This window comes from Thermoplasmata archaeon (assembly GCA_038851035.1).
Lineage (GTDB): Archaea > Thermoplasmatota > DTKX01 > VGTL01 > VGTL01 > JAWCLH01.
This window is the reverse complement of sequence record JAWCLH010000006.1, coordinates 32,417-47,600: the sequence shown is the minus strand read 5'-3', so window position 1 is coordinate 47,600 and position 15,184 is coordinate 32,417. Positions and strand designations below refer to the sequence as shown.

Annotated in this window: 13 protein-coding genes; 2 read left to right on the top strand and 11 right to left on the bottom strand. The window is 60.1% G+C overall.

Annotated elements, in window-relative coordinates; all coding sequences use genetic code 11:
* Positions 1 to 4: 4 nt before the first annotated feature.
* Positions 5 to 466, top strand: coding sequence for an aspartate carbamoyltransferase regulatory subunit (gene pyrI / locus QW379_03195; GenBank protein MEM2869412.1), 462 nt, complete (start codon positions 5 to 7; stop codon positions 464 to 466).
* Positions 467 to 515: 49 nt separating this feature from the next.
* Here the strand turns inward: pyrI and pyrH are convergent, their stop codons facing one another.
* The 6 genes from pyrH to QW379_03165 all read right to left on the bottom strand — a co-directional run bounded on the left by pyrH (position 516) and on the right by QW379_03165 (position 6,207).
* Positions 516 to 1,199, bottom strand: a complete 684-nt coding sequence (gene pyrH / locus QW379_03190) for a UMP kinase (GenBank protein MEM2869411.1) — start codon at positions 1,197 to 1,199, stop codon at positions 516 to 518.
* Between the two features lie 122 nt (positions 1,200 to 1,321).
* Entirely contained in the window at positions 1,322 to 2,206 is an 885-nt protein-coding gene (speB, locus tag QW379_03185; protein MEM2869410.1) for an agmatinase, read from the bottom strand.
* Positions 2,207 to 2,213: 7 nt separating this feature from the next.
* Entirely contained in the window at positions 2,214 to 2,600 is a 387-nt protein-coding gene (locus tag QW379_03180) for a translation initiation factor IF-5A (GenBank protein ID MEM2869409.1), read from the bottom strand.
* Positions 2,601 to 2,652: 52 nt separating this feature from the next.
* The gene (locus tag QW379_03175; protein MEM2869408.1) at positions 2,653 to 3,696 is read right to left on the bottom strand and encodes an mRNA surveillance protein pelota; all 1,044 of its coding nucleotides are present in this window, start codon (positions 3,694 to 3,696) and stop codon (positions 2,653 to 2,655) included.
* Positions 3,697 to 3,701: 5 nt separating this feature from the next.
* Entirely contained in the window at positions 3,702 to 4,775 is a 1,074-nt protein-coding gene (locus QW379_03170; protein ID MEM2869407.1) for an Lrp/AsnC family transcriptional regulator, read from the bottom strand.
* Positions 4,776 to 4,827: 52 nt separating this feature from the next.
* On the bottom strand, positions 4,828 to 6,207 hold the full coding sequence (locus QW379_03165; protein ID MEM2869406.1) for an Ig-like domain-containing protein: 1,380 nt from the start codon (positions 6,205 to 6,207) through the stop codon (positions 4,828 to 4,830).
* A gap of 44 nt (positions 6,208 to 6,251) precedes the next feature.
* Between QW379_03165 and QW379_03160 the strand changes: the two genes are divergently transcribed.
* A complete protein-coding gene (locus tag QW379_03160) occupies positions 6,252 to 7,148 on the top strand; it encodes an ARMT1-like domain-containing protein (GenBank protein MEM2869405.1) in 897 nt (298 codons plus the stop codon).
* Positions 7,149 to 7,170: 22 nt separating this feature from the next.
* Here the strand turns inward: QW379_03160 and QW379_03155 are convergent, their stop codons facing one another.
* From QW379_03155 to QW379_03135, 5 genes are all read right to left on the bottom strand, one after another.
* Complete coding sequence (locus QW379_03155) at positions 7,171 to 9,039, bottom strand: type II secretion system F family protein (protein ID MEM2869404.1); 1,869 nt, start codon at positions 9,037 to 9,039, stop codon at positions 7,171 to 7,173.
* A gap of 58 nt (positions 9,040 to 9,097) precedes the next feature.
* Entirely contained in the window at positions 9,098 to 10,789 is a 1,692-nt protein-coding gene (locus QW379_03150; protein MEM2869403.1) for a hypothetical protein, read from the bottom strand.
* 60 nt (positions 10,790 to 10,849) lie between these two features.
* On the bottom strand, positions 10,850 to 12,901 hold the full coding sequence (locus QW379_03145) for a transketolase (protein ID MEM2869402.1): 2,052 nt from the start codon (positions 12,899 to 12,901) through the stop codon (positions 10,850 to 10,852).
* Between the two features lie 153 nt (positions 12,902 to 13,054).
* Positions 13,055 to 13,984 (bottom strand): hypothetical protein, encoded by a 930-nt coding sequence (locus QW379_03140; GenBank protein MEM2869401.1) that lies wholly within the window; start codon positions 13,982 to 13,984, stop codon positions 13,055 to 13,057.
* Between the two features lie 161 nt (positions 13,985 to 14,145).
* Positions 14,146 to 15,180, bottom strand: coding sequence for a putative Ig domain-containing protein (locus QW379_03135; GenBank protein MEM2869400.1), 1,035 nt, complete (start codon positions 15,178 to 15,180; stop codon positions 14,146 to 14,148).
* Positions 15,181 to 15,184 lie beyond the last annotated feature (4 nt).

Genomic DNA, 15,184 nt, shown 5'->3' with positions numbered 1-15,184 from the left:
GGTAATGAGGGAAGTCAAGGTCACGCCTATAAAAAACGGAACAGTGATAGACCACATCACGCCCGGTATGGCCCTCCATGTTCTCAGAATCATCGGGATATCCGAGACGGGCGTGCGCTCAACGGTCAGCGTCCTTATGCACGTTCCGAGCCACAAGGTAAAGTTCAAGGACATTGTCAAGGTAGAGGACCGGGAGCTCGACAAGTCCCAAGTGGACAAAATCGCGCTCATCGCGCCTGACGCGACGATAAACATCATCAGGAACTACAATGTGGTCGAGAAGTACCACGTCGAGCCGCCCCAAGAGGTGGTCGGTTTGGTGAGGTGCGAGAACCCGGGATGCATCTCCAACGCCCCGAGGGAGCCTGTGAAGAGCAGATTCTCAGTGGTGTCCAAGAGCCCCCTCAGGCTCAAGTGCCACTATTGCGAGAGGGAGACCACCGAGATCGCCAAAAACCTCCTCTGAGCCGCACCGGGCCACCACCAGACCCTCGCACGCCGGGGGGCGAGAGCTTTTAGAACCGGATAACACTCCCCCTGAACCTCCTGCCCTCGATGGCTGCGCTCAGGCTCTTCAGGTCCCTGCCATCGAGCACGCAAGTCGTTATACCAGAGCGGGCAATCAGCCGAGCCCCCAGCGGATCCACGACGCCCTTCGAGCCGGCCTCATGGGCCATCCCCCCGACTATTTCTATAAGCCTGGAAGGTGTGAGGCGCCGGAGGAGCTTGGCCCGCGGGTCCCTGTGCGGGTTGGAGGTGTAGACACCGGCCACATTGGTGGTGATGACTATTCGCTCCGCTCCGGCCTTCTCCGCAGCGAAGACTGTCACGGCATCGGTGGTGTGGCCGGGATGCGTCCCCCCCATAACTACGATTGGGTGCCTGTGGGAGGCCGCCACAGCCTCGTCCAGGTCCTCCGCGACCTTCGGGTAGGCTCTTTTGCGAACCGCCGCCAGAAGGACGCTGGCGTTCAAACGGGTGACCCTTATGCCCACCTCGTCAAGGAAGGTCTCGTCCGCGCCTAGGGCCCTGCACAGGCCGATGTATCTGCGCGCCTGCTCCCCGCCCCCGACCACGACGAGTAGTCTGTGCCTCCTCGCTTTCCTCAAGAGGAGGGATGCGAGTTCTTTTATAAAGGCGGGGTCGGGATTCTCCGGGAACAGGACGGAGCCCCCGATTGAGATCGCAACAATCGTCATGATGACCGGATTCCGGTCCCGAGTATTAAGCCTGAGCATCGGGACATGGAGAGCCTCCCGTCTTGTCCACCCATCTGAAGAAAAAGATGGAAGCGACCCCTCTCTAGATGGCTCGGATGAGCCTATCTCCCCTCTCTCGCCCCGTGCACCGCCGCCATGAGTTCACGTACCAGTCTCGCTCCAAGAGCGGCAGTATTGCCCGTGTCGTAGCCGGGCGAGATCTCGACGATGTCGAAGCCGACGAGCCTGGGCGCCAGAAGTCTTATGGCGTCCCTGACGTCCCACGGAGTCAAACCAAAGGGCTCCGGGGTGCCTGTGGCTGGGGCGTAGGCAGGGTCTAGTGCGTCCATGTCAAGACTCAGGTAGATGCTCCTCCGCCCCACCCAACGGAGGGCCTTCCTTACAGCGGGTCCGATGCCGCCGCGCCTAACCTCCTCCGCGCCTATATACTTGAACCTGCCCCTATACCTCCCGTTTATATCCTCCATCTCCTCCCGGGAAACAGACCGGACCCCTATGGGCACCACGGCCTCCGGCCCAACGAGCTCGCTACACCGCCTCGTGGCGCAGGCGTGGCTGTGCCTGAGCCTCAGGTACTCATTCCTGAAGTCCATGTGGGCGTCCAGGACGATGACACCGATGTCCACTTTCTCCTTCATCGCTCCCACAGCGCCCGGGGTCAGGGAGTGCTCCCCGCCCAGGAGGACGGGAAAGGAGCCGCCATCGAGAATTCCCTCCGTCGCCCTCCGGACCTCCTCCACGAGCTCCTCCGGCGGGCCGACCTCCTCCAAGTTGCCAGCGTCGTGAATCTGAATGTCGGTGAGGTCCACACCGAGCTCGGGCAGATAGGTCTCGAAGTTCCAGGAGGCCTCTCGAATAGCATTGGGTGCGAACCTTGCTCCCGGCCTGAAGGAGGAGGTGGTGTCGTATGGCACTCCCAGAATCACGAACCCGGCGCCTTTCCGGGCGGCTCTGGCATCGGCGAATACGGTGGGGCGGGCCCCCATGGTCTCCTCAGAGCCTCATTATCTTACGCTTTTCGAGCGCAACAACGTACATGACCTCTTGCCCCTCCTTTATCGACCCCTTGAGCTCCGGGTCGAGGGGGAGCTCGAACTGCTCGTAGGTGGTCATGTCCATGAGCTGGACGATGTCCCCCTGAATCGCCAGCACCTGAGCGCTCCTCTTGTCAATTATCGGCACACCGACCTTGTGCTTGACTGGGTAGACGACGGATCTCGTTTTCCCGTCGAAGAGGCCGATTGCGTCTATCCGGGCCTTGGCCTCGCCATGTTTCCCCGGTTTGGATGTTGTGATGCTGAGAATCTTGCAGGGCTCTTCGTCTATGATGATGTAGCGGCCCTCCTTGAGCTCCCGGACCTCCGCAAGTGTCCTCGACATATTTATCGGTGAGGGAAACCGGCCGGTCCTTTAAATATTTTATGAGGCCATTTTACGAAGGGATCCTATATCTTAGCAGAGCTCCTGCTCCTCCCAGGCTGGCCAGCTTCCTGCCCGAATCGTGTGCGGTGGAGACCACCATGTATTCGGCTCCTGTGCGCTTCGCCAGCTCAAAGAGTCTGTCGGCCCGGCCACTCCTCATCAGCTCGTCGGTGACTAGAAGCCTGAGAACCGCCCCCGCCTCAAGCGCCGTCTCGACCTCTTTGAGACCGTACGTCGCGGGACCGTCCCTCGCCACCTCGGTGAGGAGCTGCTCGACGGCGGCGGTCTCCTGCGCCACGCGGGTTGCCGCGATCACCCTCGACACAATGTCCCGCTTCATCATCTCGTATATGCCGGGCATCCCGGCCTGGCTGGTTCCCTCAACGGTGCAGCCCTCGAAGAGCTCGGGCCTTCTCTCCTTGCCCCACCTCACGAACTCGTCCCTTGTGAAGCCGGGGCCGCAGATGACGACTGGCCCCTCCTTCTTGACCTGCGCAAGCGTCGCCAGAACGTCACCGAAGTATTCCTCCTTGGCGCGCTCCCGGCCCCCTTGGTCCTTCCCCGGGAGACGGGAATGGACCGTAGCCACCCACTTGACGCCATGGTGGTGAAGGGTGGCCAGCGTCGCCTCCTCGTCGTCGATGGAGATGAAAGTGAGCAATGGTCTGGCCGTTGCCTCCACCGCCTCTTTGATGAGCTGAATCTGGTGATCCTTCCAGTCCTCCTTGGTTATCGAGACCTCCATCCCCTTCTCGAGATTGAGGGTGTGGTGGCCCCCAACGTCGTCCGGCCCCTCTCTTATCGGTCCCCCTACCCTCAGCCTGTCAGAGAATTCGCTGAATTCTATGTCCTGTGCCTCGACTTCGAGCCACATCCTCCTCTTCTCGCCTCTCTCCTGCCGAATTCGGTCCCGGCCCGTCTCCTCCCTCCGGGCGCTCATCGCGCCGACACGGTCACCACGCTCAATGATGTTGTAGAGGTGCCATAGGTCGTCGAGGTTGTCTATGAAGAGCTTCAGCTTCAGTCCCTTTGGGTCTCGGTAGATTACTCTCACCCATATCAGTCCTCCGCTCCAACCGCCCACTCCACAATCGGGGCGAAAGTAAAGTCCTTAACGACGCTCAGCTCCCGGATAGAGAGCGGCGTGAGGCGGGGTTCCTCTGTAAAATATCCCTTGTCTAGGTGGATTTTCAGGAATTCCGTGTAGATTCTCTGGAGGGCTGAGAAGTCCTTAACCAGCCCCATTACCACGCCCTCTCTTCCGCTGATGAGATGGAGAAAGGCCGGAAAGGCCCTCAATGCCCCCTCGATCGCCTTTGCCCGCTCGCCCACGGATGTGGCCGGTCTGAACTCTAATTCCCACAAGGCGAGAATCTCCGGTCCAAGCCTCCTGATGTCCGGGACCGCCACCGTTAGGAGCAGGCCTGCCTTCCCCAGCCTCCTCCGAATTCTGCTTACGGACTGTCTGGCGACGCCCACTTTCTTCGCTAGGGCTCTGTCCGATAGCTCCGGGAATTTGACCAGACCACAGTAGACCGCCCTCTCAACCCGGCTCAGGTGGACCGGCCCGTCCTTCCCCGCGTCGGTGGGTGACGCCGGCTCCGGCGGCGGGCCCTGAATTCCGAGCGAGTAATGGGCTGTGGACGCGAAATCTAGGAAGCGGACAAGGCTCATGTGGCTGAGGGGCAGAATCGTTGCAGGCCTTCCTGCGGAGCCTGGGGCTAGGGCACCTCTCTCAGTCAGGAGAGAGTGGAGCCTCTCCGAATCGCTCCAAGCTTGGGTGAAATTGGTGCACATCGAGAGGCAGATGAGGTTCAGGCGGTCGGCGATGGCAAAGAAAACGCTCCCGATCTCCGCGAGGGGGCCCTTCATGGCCCTTAGCAAAGCCTCCCTGGGTTTGCAAATGTTTAACCTAGCTCGCGCCACGCAGAGCAGCTCCCCGCCCAGCCGACCTAGTATGGGGACCCTCACGACCCTATACCAACCCTCGCTCCTCAGCTTGCGGCGCGCGGCCGTGAGCGTCGGGCTTTTAAGGCCCAGCACTCTGGATAGAAGGCGGTCACTGAGCTCCGGATGGCGCACCAGACCGTAAAGAGTCAACCTCTCATTCCAGGAAAGGCCCCCAAGCTCCATCTCTCCGGCAACAAGGGCGTGTTGTGAAAAAAAGGTTCCGGTGGGGAGGCCATTACGCCGCTCTACCACGCGAGATGATAATAGCAATGAACAGCGCAACTAGTGCGAGGAGCGGGCCGGGGCCGGGGGCCGGCTGCTCCGGCTCTGGGGAAGGCCTCGGCCAGACCTCGAGCGCTCTACTGAGGTGGTTATTTGACTCTGTCGCCTCCTCAGGGTCAACGTCGTGCACGAGCGCGTGCACTTCGTGCTCTCCCAGAGCGGCCTCCCAGTGCACCACCGCAATTCTTGTTGAATTGGCGGGCACCGTCACGACCACGCGTCCAAGCAGCGAGGCCGAGAGGGGGTTGCCGTCGTAGAAGCTGACCGTGCCCCGGGCCTCCCTCTCTCCGATATTCCTCACACGCGCTTGAATGGATATCACCGTTCCATTGTAGGGTCTTGAGTTCGAGAAGACCAGTGCCTCGACCACTAGGTCCGGTCTGGCATATACCCTGAGCGATGTCGATGCTTCGTTGTTGGTGGAGTCCGCGTCCCAGGGGCTGATGTCGAGAAGACGGACGGTGATGGCATGGGTGCCGGCGGGAAGGGACCAGCTCACCGTTGCGTTCCAGCTAACTTTGACCGATATCCTTACGCTCTCGGACACGTGACTCGGGGAGCTGAACTCCACCGTGGCGCTTGCGCTCCCAGCGCCGAGGTTCCGCACTATAGCGCTGATCAACACCTCCCGCCCCGCGGAGGGCTGTGGAGGGGAGAAGAAGATGTCGGCGGGGACGATGGAGAGGTCTGGAGGGTTGGGCATCGCAACCTCGAGCTCGTCTTGGGCGCTGGCGCTCAGGTTCCCCAGAATCATTCTTGCCTTCACCATATATCTCCCCGGCTCTCCGGGCGCCTGGATGGTGGCAGAGTAGTAGCCCCTCCTGTCCGTTCTGGTGCTGCACATCGCTCCCCCGATGCTTAGCTCGACATATTCTCCTCCAGCTGCGACGCCCGTGTCGAGGCGGGCTCTGCCGGAGGCCGTGAAGGTGTCGTTAGTGCTGACATGCTCGGGGGAGAGTGTGAGGGTGAGCTCGAGCGCGTGCGGTGGGGTGTTGTTCACAGTGAACTCGACGGAGAGTGTGGGGGAGTAGCCTGCTCCGTCGAACGCCCTGCATTGAATCGTGTGAGCGCCATCAGGGAGCGTGGTGGTGTCGAGGGCGAACACCCAGGCCTCTGTCCCGTTCGCGGGGGCCCAAGAGGCTCCATCGACCCTTAGCTCCACGAGCACCGTCCCGGGCGAGGCCGAGCCGGAGACATTGACCTCGCCCGCGACAACGTCGTTCTGGCCTGGCCACTCGATGCTGACCGATGGCGCGCGTGCCTCGCCCGCGCATGGCAGGTGGAAGGGAAGCACGACGATGAGAACCAATGCTAACGCCGCTTTAAATCTCACGCCTACCTAAACGATTTTCTACGGCTTAAACCATTCCCCGCCACGTGAGGGTGGCGCCTGAGTGCGTCCCCTGCTTGATGCGCAGGGTGATATACGAAGCGGAGCTTGTGAGCCCATCCAAGGTGCCGGCCGCCATCCTGGCGGCCTGCCGGGTCTTCTCGACAAGGTACAGGCCAGACAGGGTATCCGCTCGTCTGGCCACCGAGGTCCATAGGGAGGTCTACAGGGTGCTGGGGTCGAGGGACCCCTACCGGGAGGTCAAGAGGAAGAGCAACGAAATAGTTCTGGGTCTCCTCCCCCACGCCCGGCGCTTGGTCTCACAATCCGCGGATACCCTCGAAACCTCCGCCCTGTGCTCCATCGCCGGCAACATCCTCGACTTCGGCATCCGCTCTGATGTGAAGGGGCCGGAGGACCTCCTGCCGATGTTCAAAAAAATCATTGCCCAAGGGCTTGCGGTCAATGACCTCCCGAGAGCGCGCCGGTACCTGCGGAGGGGCGCTAGGGTGCTCTACTTCGCCGATAATTGCGGCGAGATAGTGCTGGACACACTCGTGCTCCGCTCGCTGCGCTCCCTGGGGTGTTGGGTGTCCCTAGTCGTCAAAGGGGAACCGATTCTCACCGACGCAACCCTCGAGGATGTCGAACAGCTCGGGCTCAGGAATGAGGCCGACGAGGTGCTCGACACCGGGTGCTTCGCTGTGGGGATTGACTTTGAGAGAGCCCCGCGCGCGCTCAGGCGAGCCCTGCGGAGCGCGGATTTGATTATTAGCAAGGGTATGGCGAACTTCGAGTCCTTCTCCGGAACTGGGCACGGGCCTATCATCCATCTGATGAGGTCAAAGTGCGCTCCCGTCGCGAGGGCCGCGGGCGTCCCGCTGGACGCGAACGTGGCTAAGCTCTGCGCCAAGGGGGCGAGGGAACGTCGTGCCTTCCGATGAGATATCCGCGGCTGCCTCGCCCTTAGATACCGGGTATTACCGGCAGGAGGAATCTTGCGCTCTCGATCACAGCCACGCCCACCACAGCCGCGAGCCATACAATGAAGACCAGATGCCAGAGGGCGCCGGCCCTGTGGCCGCCACTGATGATTCTTGTCATCACGGCCGAGACCGACGCGTGGGCCGTTACGAACAGAATGGCGATGAGACTGAGGGCGTCGAAGTTGAAGACGCCCGCGTTCAGAATCATCAGGCTCCTGACATCGAGCCCGCCCATCGTCCCACCCCGGCTCAGGGTCTCGGTGATGCCCACCGCGAGCTCGTCGAAATTCCTGAGAATCACGAGGGTCAGGTAAAGCACCATCGATATGACTGCGCTCAGGCCATAGAGAAGGCCCGTCAGCGTAGAGGCCGAGACGTACCTCATTTTTCTCAGGCCCACGATTTTCAGGAAGTTGTCGCTGATGAGCTGGCTCACCTTCTTCGGGTTTCCGCCCTGCCTGACACCCTCGATATACATCTCCGTGAATTTCGATATCAGCTCGGAGAGGGTCTCGGCGCTGTAGTACTCCCAGGCCTTGTGCCTGAGGATTCTGAGGGAGAGCCTCTTGTAGAGGTCGTCGACGTTCTTCGTCAAGGGGCCGAAGTCGTGCCTCCGGAGCCTCGAAAGGGGCACGGTGATGTCCTTGCTGGTGGCGGCCACGGCGGCGCCGAGCGAGCGAAGGAATGCGGCGAAATTCTCGTCCCGGCGCTTTATCTTCTCCTCCTCCATGTTGACATAGTGCCCCGGGACCACCCAGGGAGAAAGGATGAATGCGATGGCGAGGGGGATATAGACCGTTCCTGTGAGGGCGACGATGACGAAAAAGACGATTGCCAGTGTGGCCGCTATCCCTAAACCCTCAACAATCACGATGTGCCTCTCGGGATAGGCGAAATCGCTGACAGTCAGCATGACGAGGCAGGTAATGCACGAGACGAATAAGAGGAGGCCACTTGGCTTTGAAGGGGGTATGAGGAGCACGATGATTGTGAATCCGATGCTTAGGAAAAATGAGGCGTATAGGCTCTTGCGAATCATGACGTGGACCGGAGTGACGATAGGCATATTGTGCCAGATGTTCTCCCCGGGCACGACCACGCTCAGAATGAGCAGGAAAATGACCTCGACCACGAGAAAAACCGCGATCGCGCCGGCTAGCCAGAGATTTGGGTCCTCGCCCGGGATGAGAAAAGGTGCTAGTGTAGCGAACACGAGAACGAAGAGAGTCGCCACGACGATGGAAACGAATATCTCCTTCATCCACTCGACAATCGTCATCGCACCCTGGTACTTCAGGGCGTAGGCGTTCATCACGACGGTCTGCTCCGTTTGGAAGAATTGCTCTGCAGGCTCTCCCCCCTCAACCGCGTGCGCGAGTCTGTTTAGGAAGTCCGCCAGCAGGTCGCTGGGCGTCGTCTGGGCCACGAAGCGGCAGGCGCGCTCCAGGCTCACGTTCCACTTGTCAACCATAACATATATTTTGTTAATCTCGACCGCCAGGGAGCGATACTCCCTCATCTTCGACAGAATGTCGAACATCTCCTTCCGGGCCGACTCGGAGGCAGCGAGCACGCCCAGACGCGTGATGAAGAGGTGCATGTCGCGGTCTATCTCCGACCCGCGCCTCTCCCACCTCATCAAGGGGTAGAAGAACATCACCGCAAAAACCAGAACGGCCAGTGAGAGGAATGGGACGAGGATGAGAGGCGACTCGAAGAACGAGGGGAAGGCGAGCACCGCGGCCGCCTCAAAGAGAATGGCAACAAGGGTCAGGATGAAAGTGTAGGCGAACCAAGTCCTCGCCGGGATTCTGAGCTCCTCCTTATAGGCCGTCTCGAGCTTGCCCACCGGGTCACCTGCGCCATCGAATAGGGCTGGAGGATTATATAATGTTCGCAGGTGGATTTCAGCCCCCGAAAATCAGCCTCCGAAGTGGGTCAAGAATTCTCAACCATGAATCCAGAAGGAATATCAGGAGAAGCACGAGCGCCGTGGCGGAGATTCCGATGCCCGCGTACTTTGCCCTTCGGGCCTCGTACCTCAGAATCTCCTCCTGGGCATTGAACTTTTCCAGCTGCTGCTTCTGCACACCCTCGATATACTTATCCATGTAGTTGAGTCGCCTCTCGAAGTCGTCTAGCTTCACGTCGATGTTGTAAAGGGTCGCCTTTATCATGTCAAGAGCTTGCCTGTCCTCTGGGGCCATCTCGTACCGGACCTGTGTGGGGGCACCCACCCCCGCCTCGCTCGGGCGCTCCGTCGCGCCGCCGGGCCGGTATATTGGCACCGCACCCGCACCTGCCGTCGGGTCGTATATTGGAATTCCGGCGGGTTGGGGGGTCTCCCCCGCCGCTTCCTCCGCGACGGCGGCGAGCTCCTCCGGGGAGCGGTATCTGCGCAGAACATCGAGCAGTTGCTCGTGCTCCCCGTACCTCCTCCCGCTCTCGCTCTTCTCGAGCTCGTCGGCTAAGGTCGCCAGGAGCTCCTTCACGCCCGAGAGCCTCGCCGCGGTCTGGGTGAGCTGCTTCTCGAGCCAAGGGTTGGTCTTTGAAATCTCCAGGAGGTTTTTCTCCTCCTCCCCTGTCTGAGCTCTGGTGGCCTCGAGTAATGCCCTGAGGAGGGCGATCTTCATGTCCCTCTTGACCGCCAGCTTTGCGTCGTAGGTTGCGTCTTCCTTCCTGTAGCTCCTCAGCGGGGGGAGGCCTATGAAGTTGTGGTGCTCCCTGCTCTTGAGGAGGTCCGCGACGAGGTCGGGGGAGGCCCTGCTCACCTCGATTTTTGGCTGCGGGGAGTTGTACTTGAACGTGACCGCAACCGCGCCGTTGGGCAAAATGAAAGCCCGGACATGGTGTGGGTGTCCCCTATAAAATGCTGGACGGGCTGCCTCGGGGTAGTCGGGCTTTATCGTGTCCCGGTAGGCAGCTATGTAGGCCGTCAGGTACTTCTCTAATGTCTTTTCTGTCACCTCGGCCATTGGAGCCTCGCCGGTCGTCCTGTACTTCTGGAGCTCTGTGAGGAGGAACTCGTGGTCCGAGTACCTCTCTTCCTCCTCCATCCTCCTCAGCTCTTCCCTGAGCTTCTCCAGGGGCTCCCTGGTCGTGCTTAACTTGTCCACAACGCCCAGCAGCTGCCTCTCCAGCCATGGATTCGTCCGGGCGATGTCTCGAATCTCGCTGACCACGCTCTCCAGGCTGCTCCGGACCGTCTCTAGGCCGGCTCTGTAGGCACCCAGGCGGAGGTCGCTCGAGAGGGCGATTTCCGCGTCCCGCCGGCCATCCTCTTCCGTGAAGGCCTTGAGAGGCGGAAGGCCGAGCATGTGGGAGTGCTCCCGCTTCTGGAGTCTGGCCCTGACGGCCTCAAAGCTCTCCTTCCCGACCTCGATTCTGATCTCCCTCGAGTTGAAATAGAAAAGAGCAACCACGGAACCGTTTGGCAGAATCGAGGCTCTGACGTGGAAAGGATAGCCTTTTACGAAGGGGGGTACCGCTGCCTCCTCCACCTTCCGGGAGCTGGCTCCCTCCATGTAGCTCTCTATGTAGCTCTTGAGATAGAGCTCCACGCTCTTCGCATCCGGCAGCGCCAATCCCTTCTCCTCCAAGTCGCAGGTGTATACGTTTGTGGAGGGATATAAATCTGGTATATAGTTGGAATTCGGGCCTCAGCAGACGACCGAGCTCCAAGCCGATGATTCTTTCTCGGCCCTCTTCCTGAGTTCCACCAGCTCTAGGACCTTCTCCGCTATGTGCTCCGCGGCCAGACCGTACTTCCAGATCAGCTCCCAGGGCTGGCCCGATTCACCGAATACGTCCGGGACACCGATCATTCTCATAAAATAGGAGCGGCGATACAATGTGTCGGAAGTCGCTAGCGCGCCCGCGACGATGTTCCCGAAGCCGCCCCTCTGGTGCTCCTCGGCCGTGACCAGGAGGCCGGTCTCGGCCGCGGCCCTGCATATCGCCGCGGTGTCGAGCGGCTTAATCGTGTGGACGTTCAGGACCCTGACCTCCAGACCCTTCTCCTTTTTGAGAATGTAAGCGGCGCGCATCGCCTCAGGGACCTCCGGTCCGCAGGCTATGATCGTTGCGTCCTCATTCTCGCTGGCATATCTGTCCGCCGGGATTGTCTCAAAGGCATCAACGAACTTCTCCGCTTCCTTTCTGAACCGAATCACGTTTGCGGTCCCGAAGACAAAGGGCGTCTCCGGCTTGGTAACTATTGGTGTCGCCTCCCTCGCAAACCTCACGCAGCAGGGGCCTTTGACCTTGAGGATTATATGCTCTGTCGCCTTCGCCGTCTCGATGGAGTCCGCGGGAACGGTAACGTGCATGTTGGGCAGAATGGATGTGATGGTTATGTCCTCGAGCGACTGGTGCGTGGCTCCGTCGGGTCCCACAGAAACACCGCCGTGCGCGACCGCAATCTTCACGTTAAGATTGCCGTAGCAGACGGTGGTCCTAAGCTGGTCCCAGTTGCGCCCCGTCGCAAAGACGCCGTAGGAGCCGATCACGGGTATTTTTCCCTCCTTCGCCATCCCCGCCGCCATGGTGGTCATGTTCTGCTCTGCGATTCCTACGCTGACCCACCTATTCTTCCTTTCCGGATGGCGAGGCTTGTAGAACTGGCTGATACAAATCGAGTCAGATATGTCGGCTCCGAAAGCCACGACCCTAGGGTCCTCCCCCACCTTCTCCAGCGCGTCCCCGAAGCCCATTCTCGTTGGCCTCATCTCCACCTTCATGATTTCCTGGGAGTTCCACCAGTACGGCCTCTTCTCCCTCGGAATCTTGCTCCCGTACTGCGCGGCTATCCTGTCAGCCTCCTCGTTCCCGAGCCTGAGCATCCTATCAACCCAGGCCGGGTCCGCGCCGAGCTCTTTGAGCGCCTTCAAACCCTCCTCGAGCTTCGGGGCCTTCCCGTGCCACTCAGGCCTGTTCTCCATGAAGCTTACGCCCTTGCCCTTCACCGTCGTGAAAATCACGCAGGTCGGCTTGCCCTTCGTCTCGCGGGCCCGCTCCAGTGCCTTCACGACGGCCTCCATGTCGTGCCCGTCGGCCTCGATGACATTCCAGCCGAAGGCCCTATAGCGGTCGGCGAGGGGGTCGATATTCATTACGTCGCAAACCCTTCCATCTATCTGGAGTCCGTTCTTGTCCACTATCGCTGTCAGATTGTCTAGGCAGTAGTGGGCGCCCGCCTCCGCTGCTTCCCATATCGAACCCTCCTGCTGCTCACCGTCGCCCATGACCACATAGACCCTGTAGCCCTCGCCGTATATCTTGGCATTCAGGGCGCAGCCGACAGCAATGCTGAATCCCTGCCCCAGGCTGCCCCCCGACATCTCGATGCCCGGGAGCTCGAGCCAGTTTGGATGGCCCTGGAGAGGGGAGCCGAGTCTCCTGAATGTGACGAGCTTCTCCTCGGGAAAGTAGCCCGAGAGGGCCATTATCGAGTAAATTGCTGGCGTGATGTGGGCTTTGGAGAAGAATATCCTGTCCCGACCGGGCCACCTTGGGTTCGATGGGTCGTGGCGAGCGACCCTGAAGTAGAGCGCTGTGAGGAAGTCCGCGGCCGAGAGTGAGCCTCCGGGGTGCCCGGAGCCGGCAGAGGTCGTGCAGAGGATTATGTCCTGCCTCATCCTGTGCGCGATTTTCTTCAGCTCGTCGATGGAGTAGCTCCTCTCCTCACCTGTGCTCGAGTCCGTTATACCCATTTTCCGTCCCTGCCTGATGGGGCGGAATTAATGTTCGATTAATAATATATTTCCTAGTCCGGAGATTCAAATTGCCACAAGGTAGCAGGCAGCGCGCGGCCTCCCTCGTTCTCCTGCGCAGCAGAGAAAACCGCGGATTCCTGGAGGTGCGGCTCAGGCCGTCGCTCTCCTCCACTCCCGTATGGACGAGGCGCGCCCGCAGGATGGGCACTTCAGGCCCGGAAAGGGCGCCCCACATTTGATGCACCGCAGCTCGGATGAGAGCGTTGGGGAGCCACACGAGGGGCAGGGGGCGAGAAAGCTCTCGTGGGCCGCACACCAGCCCGCGCCAGCGGATACCCCGCACGAAGGGCACCGGAGCGTCATGCTCTTTAGAGGTGCCCCGCAGGAGGGGCAGTTCCTCACCACGACCTCCCTCGGCCCGACGAGCTTCCTTATCAGAGCTGGTCCAGCGGCCTCAGCAACGGTAATGTCGGTCGGTCTCGGCGCGGACCATACCAACTCCTCCGGGGCCCAGCAGATATAAACCAGCAAAACCGCTAGCATAGCCTCAGAGGCGGTATAAACTAGAAAACCCACGCTGCCGTCTTCGGCGCTCCAGACTAGCCAGCCCGCGGCGGCCGTGTTCGAGAAGACGAAAAAGAGGATGGTAGCGAGCATCCAGATTCCGAGCGGCGACTTTGTCCCAAGAACGGATCTCATTGTCCTAACCCTCAGAAGGATGTTGTAGATGAGCGTTAGGGCCGCGAGTTCGAGGAGGAGGCCTATTATGGCTGCAACCACCCTTGAGCTGAGGAGCCTGTCCCCCCTGCCAGCGAGAAGCAGCACCCCGAGCGCCGATGATCCATATACTCCGGCCAGCCAGAGGCTGTAGGGCCACATGTGGGGCAGGCCGAGGTACAGGCAGAGAAGGGTCAGGACTGAGAAGAACATCCAGGAACTTGTCCTGAATATCGGGGGTACAATTGTATCTGGTAGGAGGCCCATGACCGTTGCATGGAAGGCACAGATGAGCGCCCCGAAAGCGAGCTGGTTCCGGGAGTCAATTTTCGTACCGTCACCATCTCTCTGTGTCTCTGGCACGACCCAGTAATCGTTTTGCGATTATATGCAATTTCTCATCCGTTACCAACCTAGGCAGCTAGGCCTGTCACGCCCCGATGAGCCATATGAGCCGCCCATCGACCCCAGCTACGAATTCCGGGAACCCGTGCCGAGAAGGGATATGGTCAGAAAAACACTCGCTATCTGCGTCTTGTGGCCACGAGGTACGCCACCACCATGACGAGAAATGCTAGAGCCGGTATGAAAAAGCACATCATCTCTGGAGAGGGCGAGGCCCGGGCCGGGTCCTCGTTGTAATAGATGGTTCTTTTTTTAACAACAATCGTGAAGACGTGGGTGTCGCTGTCCTTCCCGTCTGAGACCCTGACCCTGACCTGCACGGTCGTGCCCTCATCGAGTCTGTCGGGGACCCATGTCAGGACGCCGGTGGTCGAGTTGATGAGCATTCCGGGCGGGCCGAGCTCGAGGGTGTAGGTCAGGGTGTCGTTGTCTTGGTCAGTGTAGTTGATGTCGTAGTAGTAAAGCTGGCCGACCGTCGCGTTCAGGACATCGCTGCCAGTGAAGACAGGCGGGTGGTTCACCGGCGGGATGTACCTCCTCACCTCGATTGAGAAGCCGGTGGTGTTGCTGAGCCCCGTCTCGTCTCGGACAATTACAGAGACGAACTCCGTCCTGTTGGCGAACTCCTCACCGGGGACCCAGGATATCACGCCTGTGAGCTGGTCTATCGTCATCCCCCTCGGGGCAATATCGAGCGAGAAAAACACCCTCCCACCGTCGGGGTCCACGGCGTCGATGTCACAGGTGTAGAGCTCTCCAACTGTCGCTGTGAGCACGGGAGACCCCATGAACTCAGGCGCCCTGTTTTGGGGTGGGCCGACCTCAACGGTGAATGTCTGGGGGGTTGCCGTGGTGATTCCGTCCGTTGCGTATATAGTTATTATCTGAGTCCCCGTTTTTGTAGGTGTCCAGGTGAATACGCCTGTATCCGGCGTTATATTCATATTGTCTATTTTATAAGTGATATAATAGGTAATAGGGTCGTTGTCTGGGTCAGTGGCGTTGGCATCGTAGATATAGTCCTGTCCTACATGGGCCGTTGTCGGAGGGGTGCTTGTGAAATACGGGGGCTGGTTTGCGCCTCTTGCTACCGGAAAGAAAATACCGAAGCACGCGAGCCCCAGGGCGAGCGTGAGAGCCCATCTGGCGCCCATGTGC

Excerpts from the sequence above, each read along its gene's own strand:
- pyrI (MEM2869412.1), top strand. The coding sequence starts at position 5 with ATGAGGGAAGTCAAGGTCACGCCTATAAAAAACGGAACAGTGATAGAC.
- pyrH (MEM2869411.1), bottom strand. The coding sequence starts at position 1,199 with ATGACGATTGTTGCGATCTCAATCGGGGGCTCCGTCCTGTTCCCGGAG.
- speB (MEM2869410.1), bottom strand. The coding sequence starts at position 2,206 with ATGGGGGCCCGCCCCACCGTATTCGCCGATGCCAGAGCCGCCCGGAAA.
- QW379_03180 (MEM2869409.1), bottom strand. The coding sequence starts at position 2,600 with ATGTCGAGGACACTTGCGGAGGTCCGGGAGCTCAAGGAGGGCCGCTAC.
- QW379_03170 (MEM2869407.1), bottom strand. The coding sequence starts at position 4,775 with ATGGAGCTTGGGGGCCTTTCCTGGAATGAGAGGTTGACTCTTTACGGT.
- QW379_03145 (MEM2869402.1), bottom strand. The coding sequence starts at position 12,901 with ATGGGTATAACGGACTCGAGCACAGGTGAGGAGAGGAGCTACTCCATC.
- QW379_03135 (MEM2869400.1), bottom strand. The coding sequence starts at position 15,180 with ATGGGCGCCAGATGGGCTCTCACGCTCGCCCTGGGGCTCGCGTGCTTC.